This is a genomic window from Serratia sp. A07 (assembly GCF_058725505.1).
This window is the reverse complement of the sequence record NZ_JBZXDO010000036.1, coordinates 16,914-26,987: the sequence shown is the minus strand read 5'-3', so window position 1 is coordinate 26,987 and position 10,074 is coordinate 16,914. Positions and strand designations below refer to the sequence as shown.

The window sequence follows — 10,074 nt, the reverse complement described above, 5'->3', positions numbered from 1 at the left end:
TCTCTGTCCGTCACGTTAAAACGATATCATGTGTGCAATCCTCATTGCTGCGGGAACTCGGCCCCGCATTACCCACGAGCCATCGGTGGAGTTGTCTGCCACTCGTCCGCCGGCGGTGATGCCAAAGTTAACACCACCCGAGCCGCGAGAGGCTGAGCTTTCTTCGTTTCAGCCTGAAAGCGCTGCCCGGTTGGAGGCCTATGAGGCTTCGCAAAACCTGCCAGTTACTACCTTTCTTTGCAAAACTAGCCGGTAAGTCGTGTGATCAAGTCAATCGTGATATCAAAGCGGGGAGGTTATTGTCGTTTACGATCGGTAAGTGTGGTCAACGAATTCCAGATTGGCAGCTCGACCCTCGGCATCAACCGTTTGTGCAGGCTGTATTGGCGCGCGCTGGTCGTCTTGATGGCTGGCAAATCTATAAAGCCTTGAGCGAGCCAGTTGATGGGATTTCGGGCAAGACCCCATTGGAGTTGGTCGCGGTAAACCCGACCGTGGCTGTGCAAGCGATTTTTGATGCTCTTGGGCTCGTCCCTTAGGTTACGTTCAATATGGTTGGTGATGTTCTGTTGTGAGAGCGAACATTGCCAATCTTCTAATCTATAGCACCTGTGGACATACGGCTGTTTTAAATGAGCTTTATCGGTTAATTTGAATGGTCATGCTACGGTGAAGCTTTTTTGATGGGGAATAATTTTGTGAACTCAGAGTTTAAGTCAAGCATGCCTGAAATCGAGACTGTGTTTCGGCATTGCCCGTTGAAATGCTTGAACGCATGCAGTATTTACGCAAAATGTTGGTGGCGTTGATTTCAAGTCTGAATCTGCAAGATAAACGGGTTTCTAGCTCTGCGGACTTGGGCCTGCTGCAGGATATTGTAGATACGGGGAGGTTAACGGCGGACGATACCGATGCCGTGCTGCGATACCAGATATATCCTCTGGTTTGGTGTGGTAACCATGTTGCTCAGGCGTATAGAAGAGAGGGAGATTATCGATGTTTTCCATATGGCCAACTGGTTGAAGGCCTTTGTCGAAGAACAGGCTCACTGCTATCAGTAAATTGCTGGCCGACAAGCAGAGTTGAGACTTTATTAAGGTTAAGCCTGTAAATTGGATAAAATCGTATTTGGCACGCAAATTATATAAAAAATTTGAATGGTTTTTGAAATCGGTATGAATTGAGTTTTTCGTGCTATTCCACAGTACTTGGAGTTTTACGAATATAATGTAAAGAGGTTGCCGTCATACCGATGCTATTTTTCAGGGAGGATAATTTAATGCATTGGAATTGTGGAAGTTGGCGGAGTCGTGTGTGCCTGCAAGCCTGGGGATGCTTGTCGCTGTTGCTGGCGGGAACCTCTATGGCTGCTGAAAAGCATTACCTGCAATTGAATGGTCGTCTGGTCGATGTGCCCTACCAGTGGCAGTTGCCCGATGGAGAGGTGATCCGCAAGGGCGTAAGCGATCAAGATGCTCGGGTTGCGGTGGTTCCGCGTAAAGGCCGCGAGGATTACGTGCTGGAGACGCTCTGGGATCGAATCCCGGTGAATGTGCCGGCACGGTGTTGGAATTTGCGGGCAGAGGAGTTCGAAGATTGCGTGAGAATCGGGCCACGAGAGGATTCTGCGCGGCAGCGAGAAGAGGATTTAGAGTTCGAGCGACAGGTTGCCGCACGCCAGCAGAACCGAGAAGCGCGCGTGGCTTGGGCGAGTGAGCAAGTCGGCCTCGACCGGGTGTCACGTATTCTCGAAACCGCGCTGACAGAGCATCGGCGTTGGCTAGCCTCGGGGGCTGGGTCGGGTACGTTTCTTTGCCACCGGCTCAAAGGGGCTTTGGCTGCCATGCCCTCGCAGGAAACCTTGCCGCGTCATGACATGATGGCCGGTAAGCGTGATGCGGTCGTGGCATATGTGCAGGCTGCCCAGAGTGGTAACTGGCGCGCTGCAGCCGGGTTGTTCGACGCGATGATAGCGGACGAGGATTTCGAGTCCGCCCGTGTGATCGTGGCGTGGCTGCTTAAGCAGAATATTCCTGCTGGCTACAACAAGCTCAGTACATGGCTGACGGCGATGTCCGGATACGATGGCGGATCCGGCAGCGGCACCGCGCTGATTGAAAGCCTGCGCCGGCATGCGGCATGGGAAGGAGATCCGGTGGCGCAGATGGATCTGGCGAATCTGCTGGAAAACGCGGGGGACAAGGCAAATGCTACGCGGCTGCGCGAATGTGCTATTGGGCAGAACCCAGAGCTGGTGAGGTAAGGCGAGCGATATCGCTAATTACTCCTGCACGTCAGCAGGAGCGCTGAGCGGATTTTAGGTCGCTCTCCGATCGGGGCTGCTTATACCGATCTACAGGCCAAGCCATTCTGACGGAGTGGCTCCATTGTTTAACTATCGGCGGAGAGTCTGGTTATGGGCAGGCAGCCCGGACGCTCAGGCAGAACATAAAAATTAAAGGAATAGTACCGTGAACGGAACTCACCAGCACTTAGACAGCATCTACACTAAGGCTTATCCATCAGACTGTTCCTGCGGAACAGGACTGATCCTGAGGCCCGTTGGTGGTTATTCCGAGCCGAAGTGGTGGGCAGGGCCATGAGGCGTCCGGTGTATTTGTTCTGGGGAGTGCTGGATCTGTTTTACGTGATCCGATTCCTCTGGCTCCAGATTGCTGCAGGCAACATTCCGCTGTATCACGATATTCAGGCTTTCGGACAACTCCACGAGCCAGGCGGTTACGCCGCCATCGTTCTCGGCCTTTCCCTGCTGCTTACCGTATCTATAGCCGGCTCGGCCTATCTGTTTTTATGCAGCAGCCGCTATGCCAAGCCGCTGGCCTATGCCCAGCTGCCGTTGCGCCTGCTTTTGGCGGTGCCGTCGCTATCGTTCCTCCCGTGGTTGCTGCATCTGGGCGGCACTTTGAACCCGTGGCTCAATCTTGGCCTGCTGTTGGTCTCTGAACTGCTGAAGTTCATCACTTTATATCGCATCCGACCTTAATCGAGGAAAAGAAAATAGTTTACTCCCCGAGAAAGGGGCGGCGGAAAAAGAATTATTACGAGAAAAGACCAAGCTGTCCGATGAGGTTGATCAATATCTTGCTGCAGATTGTTCAATCATGCCAGCCCAAGTAATGGGATAGGCGCCATAACGGGGCATGGAAAGATAGAGGCCAATTCAAGGCTCATGCCCGCCCATTACTTCGTCCGATAATTACCCACGTACCAGTCGACCAGGCCATACATCGCTAGCACCGCCATTACTATCAAAACCAAAATAGTTAAAATGATAAAGCGAATAATATTCATAATTTCCCTATATGATAGTCTAAAAAAAGTAACGAATTTCAATGAGTGTAAGTTCGTCGCGGATTTATTATGCTGCAGTCTGTTCTTGATAGATAATCAATTGGTGTAGAATGGAAGTTTTTAATAAAAAATTCATCCGGAATGATTCAAGGGTAACGTCTCTCTACCAAGTTTCATCTCTACCAGAAAGAATATCGAACCTCAAGTGTGAATTTATTTTAAGAAACCTTATCCTTTGTTTTTTCATCTTTCCAACTTGCACCTTCCCAAGAAACTTGATATTGAAGCCATGGCGTTCTCATTGAAAGGCGACACGCTTCGGATCTACGGCCGAGGCCAGAGTGGCGGCCCATCCAGCACACTCATCGCCTGGGCCGTGCCGGCGGGCCGGTCGACGGCGTGAAAGACAGGAATATTCCGGACCAGCTGCGCCGCGGGCATGCGCATGGGTGCAGGTCGCCGGTATCCGCTCGTCGAAACGCGCGATGTCTGATTTTCCTCGAGAGGGGCCATGGCCGGGTGGATAGCAGCCAGGTAAGAACTGAGGCGGCGATCCAAAGCAGTGCTGTCACTACGGCGATTGTCGCGCCTGAGCGTATTCTGGGGGAAAGCGGTCGGTGGCGGAGAGGCGGTGCCGATGATGTGCTGGTAACGCCGCGCAGTATCGCCGACTGGCTGCGGCTGTTGCCTAACGCGCGACATGCCGCCCACTTGCTGCAGCCGGCAGAGGTTGATGGCTGGGCGATCGGGCATATCAACATGTCCAGGCCAGCCACGCCGCGCTTTGGCCGCGGCTAATCGCTGGATTATCGGCAAAGTGAAGTGGTCTTTCGGCATGATTAAAGAGCGTTTGCGGTAGAGTTTATCATCGGCAATATCTCTGCGTCGGGTAAGCTTTCGGCGAAGAAGATGTTCGGTGAGTATGGTATTTATTGCGCTGAGAAAATGGTGGCGCTGGTCTGCGATGATCGGTTGTTTGTTAAACCGACGCCGGGCGGCAAAGCGTTTCTGAACGAATATTCAGAAGCGCCGCCTTATCCGGGCGCAAAGCCTTGTTTTGTGATTCCGGAAGAGAAGTGGGGCGATAGCGCCTGGCTTTCCCAATTAATCGCGCTGACTTATGCTCAGCTGCCTGCGGCGAAGAAAAAGATCTCGAAGAAACCCACGTAAGCCTATGGATTGGGGCGCCCGCCGGGTGGGGGCCTCTTTATTGCAATCCATAGGTTAAATATCTACTGCCGGTATCATTAAGGAAGCGGGAACGGGAGGGAGTATGAAGTCTGGCGCTATACGGCATCAGGTCAGGAGAGTGGCAGGATGCATATTGTTCTTCGGGCTGGTCGCCCCGCCGTTGGGGGGCATGCTGATGCTGCTGCTGATGACGTTTGGTATCAGTGGCTATGTGGATCCCGGGTACTTTAACGTCGGCGATGTGCTGGGAATGCTGGTGTTCATTGGGGCTTTTTCCTATGCGCTCGGTTTTCTGCCGGCATGTTTGGTGGGGGCTATCGTCGGAATCGCTCATCCCGGCATTCGCCGATTGCGGTGGTTTCTGCTGTTATGCGCGGTGCTATCCGCCGTTGCTCCTGGTTTGCTGAATGCCGATCAGCGTATTTTTGGTACGATCGCGGTTTTGCCGGGCACTATCGCTGGGTTTTTATGGTGGCGCCGGAGGTTGCGCGATGCCCCCCATGAGGATGTTATGCACGGTACCCCATCACCATAAGCAAATGAAAAGCCGGAGAGGGCGCGGGTAAGCGGTTCCTGCCGAGAAAAAAGAACCGATTTGCCCGTGAATTCCTGAGCCGATGCATATAAAATCAACATTCCGCTTGCCTTTGCGTCGGCATTGTGAACAGTGCGCCCATAAAATAAGCAGTTGAAAGCGTTAGAGAACTTTTTGCTATTTCGGGGGGTTGCCAAGGTGGGGGGTTTAGTCCATAATGCAGTCCATCGATTCGGCGGTAACGAAATAAATTACTTAAGAATCAGATGATTAGAATAAGCGATTTCAACATCGCCAACCAAAAGAACAAAACGAAGTGGGTGAATCACCGGCTTTGGCCTGAAAAGGCAAACAGAATAAAGGCGCGTTAACAAAGCGGTTATGTAGCGGATTGCAAATCCGTCCAGTCCGGTTCGACTCCGGAACGCGCCTCCAAATTTCCCGAGCCCGGGTGGTGAAATCGGTAGACACAAGGGATTTAAAATCCCTCGGCTTATGGCTGTGCGGGTTCAAGTCCCGCCCCGGGTACCAGGGAACGAAAATACCGAATAATCAAAGCAATAAGCAGTAATGTCGTAACCGCCGAGAGGCGGTTTTTTTGTGCTTTAAATCACCTTTCAGAACATCTTCAGAAGATGCTTTCAGAAGATAAACCCCGAAAGCAGCATACTTATTCATCCTTTCTGATTGCCCACCACTGGCACGATCTTCACTTTTCGATCGTAAATTGCCGTCTGGCTCGCGTTTTTGTGGCCTGATATCGCCTGCTTATCCGTCAGTGAACCGTCCAGATCAGAAATACCTTTCGCTTTCAGGTCGTGGTACGTGAAGTCGAAATCCATATCGGGATTTGCGGCAATTGCCGCCAGCTTTGCATTGCGCCACTGGGTATTAAATCCATCGCGCGTGTAGCGGTTGCCGTTACGCTGGTGGATCACGTACACGCTGGAAATTCCGTCTTTGATCGGCAACGTGTCGGCCAACGTTACCGCGGCACGTAGTCGGTCTGACCAGGCTTTGATCTGCTTGGCGCCGGTCTTGCCCTGGCGGATAAAGATTCCAGGCTCTAGGATCTGCGAACGACTTAACGCAAGTACGTCAGCCTGCCGGGCGCAGCACAGATAGGCGATCTCCATTGCAACCTTCACAGTATCAGGGGCGACCGCATAGACTGCATCGTACTCAGCGTCGGTGATATAGCGTTCGCGAGACTTCTCCTTAAATTGCCTCACCCCTTTACAGGGATTTCCCTTCACATATCCGCGCTCGTAGCTCCAACCGAATACCCGCGACATGAAGGTTTTTTCTCGGTTAGCCTGGGTTTTACTTTTAAGTCCTCGCTTATCCATGTATTTTCTTATGTGCTCCGGCTTTATATTGTTCGGATCCATCTTCCCAAATACAGGCATTACCTTATTTGCATATTTCTGATAATCCTTCTGGGAGTCGAAGGCTAAATCGGTAAATTCAGCAGAGCTTAGGAACCTATCAGCCAAAGTTTTGAACGTTACCTTATCCTCTTTTTGACTGGTAAATTTTTCGTATGCCACCCAGACGGCGGACTGCGTCGCATCAAGAGGGCAGAGCCTTATAGTTCTGCCGTCCGAGTGCTTGAACTCATAGGCGGACCGGCCGCGCGATACTCTAGACGGCATCCAGTTATCCGCGGGGTTTTTGCGCTTGCCGGCCATTTACATCGCCTCGAAATCTGGTTCTTCCGCCACAGGTTTCGGCGGTTCGTTACGGTATTTTACGGGGTTAAGGAAATGCCCCCATGTTGTTTTTGGGTGACCGTCAGGGCGTTCAATAAAAAATATTCCGGCCCGGCGGAGAGCGTCACACTGTTTAGACTTATAATGGTGACCGGTCAACTCAATCATCTCTTCTTTCGTGATTATGTCGTGATCGTTTCGCATGGTCTTTCCTCGGTTCAATCATCCGGGCGATTGCGTCGTCGGTCACACGACACGCCAGGATAATATCTTGGTCACTGAGCTGCGTTTTCCTTACGCTGGCCGACAGTCGGCCGATTTTGAGATCGAAGTCAGAAAGTAGGCGTGCGCCTGGTTGCCATCGCTGCATTGTGGTTGCCTTGTTGTGAGGTGTCCCACAATGCTAGCGATGGCGACGGCCTATTTCTGATTAGGCTTAATCAACTTTGGCGGCGGCCTGCTGCTGATCTTCACATCTGGCGGTAGGTCGTAGATAACCTCACAACGTCGATCCGTCATGATGGTTCCTACGCGACCATCGGGCAGTGTGATATAGGCGGGGATGCCGCGCCGCTGTGAACGATTTAGCATCTGGTTACCTCACCTGCAGCGATGGCTCGCCGATTTCTATATGCGCGCCTTTGACTTCCACGCCGTTCTCGATTGCCTCCTTGATGGCTTTCTTGTCCGGGGCTACCACAGTTTGCACCGTCACCAGTTCATCTGGCAGCAGGTCGGCGTTGTCGACCACCACGCTGGCAGAGCCTTTGCGCGCAGTGAAGGTGTTTGCCGTAGTTTTAATAGAGCTTTTGCCGCTGGCCAGCAGGCACGTCAGCACGTACTTGCGGATCGACTTGGCGCAGTTCTCGAATGACTTTTTGCGGTCGGTCAGACGTTTGATTTCCGCCGCCAGCGTGTCGGATTGCCCCTCAAGATTGCGAACGTGAATAAATGCTGAATCAAGTTTGTCGCCGAGTTGTAGCTCTAAACCTTCCATTGTGTCGGCGATCATTTCTGGCGTTAGTTCCGAGCCATCATATTCAGAATCTTCAAGCAGAGACTGAAGCTTCGACATATCGGCAGAAATAGCTATGGCCGTGTTGCTGTGTATTCTGCTCATGATGCTTTCTCCTCGCTCAGAGCTGCGATTCGCTCATCTTTCAGTGCAGTCAGGCGGCGCAGGCGGCCGGCCAGGTATTGGGCAAACTCTTTATCGCCTTTTCCGTCGGCGGCCTTGCGATGGGCTTCAATCTCACGGGCGACAGAACCGTGAACCTTGGTTGCTTCATTCGCAGTAACCGCGCCTTTGAGGGTCTCGGCCACTTTCGCCAGATGCTCGTCCAGCTCTTCACGCATACGGGTTACGCCTTCGGCTTTCTCGCTGGCGTTCTTGAGCGCAAACTCGGCATCGTTCTCTTGGCGGTAGGCCAGATCGTCATATAGGCCGAGGAACACGTCGGCGGAGAAGCCGAGTTGCGACAGGGCTTTTTTGGTGGCATCGGTGAGTGACTTTTTCGGCGCTTCTCCGTCGCTGATTGGCCCGATCCTGCTCTTGTAAACGTATGGCGTGCAGCCATAAGCAAACACCTCACCAGTATTACCGCAGCGCTTGTACCACAGGCGGATTTTCACGGTGTGGTTTACCTCACACAGATAGCCGCCGGCACCGTTCGGAATGATCTCTTGAACAAAGCTCCCGTCCTGCTGCTTCACCGATCGCATGATCGGGGCGCCATCGTCGTAGCGCTCTTCGATAATTTCCACACCCCAGCCAGTGCCCTGCGGCCCGAATACTTTGGTGGCCTGCATCACCATGTAGGTGCCGTTGATCGATGTACCGCCACCGTTATTGCTGAATGCCTTGGTAAACTTGGCGTCGGTCTTATAAACGCGGTTCCAAATGCCGAGGTTGTCGCCATCCTCTGCCGATTGCTCAGCGATTACCTGCTCAACCTGCGCGGCGCGCTGTTGGAAATCGTCGGATTTCAGCTGACGCACCAGTGCCTCGGCGCGGTCGGCGTTTTCTTCCACCTGCTGCAGTTGCGGGGATTTCTCCGCCGGCGCGTTGGCGTAAACGCTATAGCCCATCTGATCCAGTTGCTGTTTGGCCTGCGCTGCCGCGGCGTCGGTAACTTGCTGCTGCGCCACTTCCGTTTTTTCACCCTGATTTGAGGCGGCAGATTGCGCCGGGCTGGTCTCCGCATGCTGCTGCTCACCGCAGCCGATCAGGCCGTCGATTGAGAAGCGGCCGCCGCCAAGGTTGGCCACCTCGACCGGCTTCTCGTCGCCCTTGCCATAGTTCGCCAGCTCGCCGCATGCAGGGTGGCCAGCAAGACGGGATTTCACAAAGTGCAGGCGTTCGGCGTCGTCGCTGATCAGCTTCAGGTTTTTCAGTCCATCGGAAATGATGCCGTGGCGCACATCGGTTTCGACGTTAAGAATACCGACGATCACACGCAGTGATTTGTCCCACGCACGCCAGGCATTATCGCGGTTGGCGATGATCTCTTTGGCGTTCTTCACATCTGCCGCTTTCGCCTCAGCAGGATTAACACCCATGATTGACAGCGCCGTATGCATGCTCAGGGTGTTGTAGTCGGCCGCACCGCCGGTATTGTCGGTGCTGGTGCTGGTGCTGGTGCTGGTGCTGTTCTGCGTGAGGTTTTCGCGATCGTCAGGCTTGTCGACCCACGCCTGCGCGAATGCGGTGGTGGCTTCTTCGGTCGGCATGGCAGTAGTGTTTTGGAACAGTGCTGAAACCAATTTGTAGACGGATGCGGGGTACATGGCGCCGACAGCGGGAACTGATACAAGCCCGTCGATCACCGCGCGCATGCCGGTATCATCTGGCGTTTCCTCGTCATTGAGCAAATCCACAACCAGCGATAACTGGCTATCATCGATCTCGGCATCACCGTACATCACAACGGCGGCGATCCGAACGTTGGCAGGCTGCGCCATCAGGTCGATAGGGCCGGCCGGCACTTCCGGCTCTGGCTCTTTTGGCGTCCACGCGTTGCCGTCAAACACGTTCTCAGCGGCAAACTTTTCATCGAACTGACCGACAGCCGGACGAGGGTGTCCGGTCTGATCTTCGACAGTTTTCGGATTGAAGAAGTTGTCGCCGCCCTCTGGGTAGGCTTCGTACAGTTTGCCGGTGGCAATGCTTTCGGCTGCTCGCTTGTTTGGCGCATCCAACGCGATCACCAGCGGCACGGCGCCGTTAACCTGGGCCTTTTTCTTAGGCTCAAAAAGTGAAATATAGATAGGCATTTTGGGTCTTTCCTCTGTTAAAAATCGGCGCTGGTCAGGCGCCGGGATGGG

The 10,074-nt window shown here is 53.3% G+C and carries 10 protein-coding genes and 2 tRNA genes; 8 read left to right on the top strand and 4 right to left on the bottom strand.

The annotated features are described in order from the left end of the window. The first annotated feature begins 200 nt into the window (after positions 1 to 200). From AC4PR2_RS23595 to AC4PR2_RS23560, 8 genes are all read left to right on the top strand, one after another. On the top strand, positions 201 to 539 hold the full coding sequence (locus tag AC4PR2_RS23595; RefSeq protein ID WP_197801603.1) for a hypothetical protein: 339 nt from the start codon (positions 201 to 203) through the stop codon (positions 537 to 539). A gap of 824 nt (positions 540 to 1,363) precedes the next feature. Further along, positions 1,364 to 2,263 (top strand): hypothetical protein, encoded by a 900-nt coding sequence (locus AC4PR2_RS23590; protein ID WP_337046499.1) that lies wholly within the window; start codon positions 1,364 to 1,366, stop codon positions 2,261 to 2,263. A 336-nt stretch (positions 2,264 to 2,599) separates the two neighbouring features. Beyond that, positions 2,600 to 3,004: an arginine:ornithine antiporter gene (locus AC4PR2_RS23585; RefSeq protein ID WP_197801601.1), complete on the top strand. Its 405-nt coding sequence runs from the start codon at positions 2,600 to 2,602 to the stop codon at positions 3,002 to 3,004. Positions 3,005 to 3,831: 827 nt separating this feature from the next. Next, positions 3,832 to 4,110 carry a hypothetical protein gene (locus tag AC4PR2_RS23580; protein ID WP_197801599.1) on the top strand — a complete coding sequence of 93 codons (279 nt, stop codon included), beginning with the start codon at positions 3,832 to 3,834 and terminating at the stop codon, positions 4,108 to 4,110. A 66-nt stretch (positions 4,111 to 4,176) separates the two neighbouring features. Further along, positions 4,177 to 4,482: a TfoX/Sxy family protein gene (locus tag AC4PR2_RS23575; RefSeq protein ID WP_432426742.1), complete on the top strand. Its 306-nt coding sequence runs from the start codon at positions 4,177 to 4,179 to the stop codon at positions 4,480 to 4,482. A gap of 103 nt (positions 4,483 to 4,585) precedes the next feature. Further along, complete coding sequence (locus tag AC4PR2_RS23570) at positions 4,586 to 5,038, top strand: hypothetical protein (RefSeq protein WP_197801595.1); 453 nt, start codon at positions 4,586 to 4,588, stop codon at positions 5,036 to 5,038. A 361-nt stretch (positions 5,039 to 5,399) separates the two neighbouring features. Beyond that, positions 5,400 to 5,473, top strand: a tRNA-Cys gene (locus AC4PR2_RS23565). A 10-nt stretch (positions 5,474 to 5,483) separates the two neighbouring features. Continuing rightward, positions 5,484 to 5,569 (top strand) — tRNA-Leu (locus AC4PR2_RS23560). A 143-nt stretch (positions 5,570 to 5,712) separates the two neighbouring features. On the opposite strand, the gene AC4PR2_RS23555 is transcribed toward AC4PR2_RS23560, so the two are convergent. The 4 genes from AC4PR2_RS23555 to AC4PR2_RS23540 form a co-directional block, all read right to left on the bottom strand. Next, on the bottom strand, positions 5,713 to 6,729 hold the full coding sequence (locus AC4PR2_RS23555) for a tyrosine-type recombinase/integrase (RefSeq protein WP_436331139.1): 1,017 nt from the start codon (positions 6,727 to 6,729) through the stop codon (positions 5,713 to 5,715). Continuing rightward, a complete protein-coding gene (locus tag AC4PR2_RS23550; protein ID WP_060424873.1) occupies positions 6,730 to 6,954 on the bottom strand; it encodes a DUF4224 domain-containing protein in 225 nt (74 codons plus the stop codon). A gap of 391 nt (positions 6,955 to 7,345) precedes the next feature. Then, positions 7,346 to 7,870: a siphovirus Gp157 family protein gene (locus AC4PR2_RS23545; RefSeq protein ID WP_492175556.1), complete on the bottom strand. Its 525-nt coding sequence runs from the start codon at positions 7,868 to 7,870 to the stop codon at positions 7,346 to 7,348. Beyond that, a complete protein-coding gene (locus AC4PR2_RS23540; RefSeq protein ID WP_492175554.1) occupies positions 7,867 to 10,023 on the bottom strand; it encodes a phage-associated endonuclease in 2,157 nt (718 codons plus the stop codon). The genes AC4PR2_RS23545 and AC4PR2_RS23540 overlap by 4 nt, the downstream gene beginning before the upstream one ends. Between the last annotated feature and the right edge of the window lie 51 nt (positions 10,024 to 10,074).

Excerpts from the sequence above, each read along its gene's own strand:
- AC4PR2_RS23595 (WP_197801603.1), top strand. The coding sequence starts at position 201 with ATGAGGCTTCGCAAAACCTGCCAGTTACTACCTTTCTTTGCAAAACTA.
- AC4PR2_RS23590 (WP_337046499.1), top strand. The coding sequence starts at position 1,364 with ATGGCTGCTGAAAAGCATTACCTGCAATTGAATGGTCGTCTGGTCGAT.
- AC4PR2_RS23585 (WP_197801601.1), top strand. The coding sequence starts at position 2,600 with ATGAGGCGTCCGGTGTATTTGTTCTGGGGAGTGCTGGATCTGTTTTAC.
- AC4PR2_RS23570 (WP_197801595.1), top strand. The coding sequence starts at position 4,586 with ATGAAGTCTGGCGCTATACGGCATCAGGTCAGGAGAGTGGCAGGATGC.
- AC4PR2_RS23555 (WP_436331139.1), bottom strand. The coding sequence starts at position 6,729 with ATGGCCGGCAAGCGCAAAAACCCCGCGGATAACTGGATGCCGTCTAGA.
- AC4PR2_RS23550 (WP_060424873.1), bottom strand. The coding sequence starts at position 6,954 with ATGCGAAACGATCACGACATAATCACGAAAGAAGAGATGATTGAGTTG.
- AC4PR2_RS23545 (WP_492175556.1), bottom strand. The coding sequence starts at position 7,870 with ATGAGCAGAATACACAGCAACACGGCCATAGCTATTTCTGCCGATATG.
- AC4PR2_RS23540 (WP_492175554.1), bottom strand. The coding sequence starts at position 10,023 with ATGCCTATCTATATTTCACTTTTTGAGCCTAAGAAAAAGGCCCAGGTT.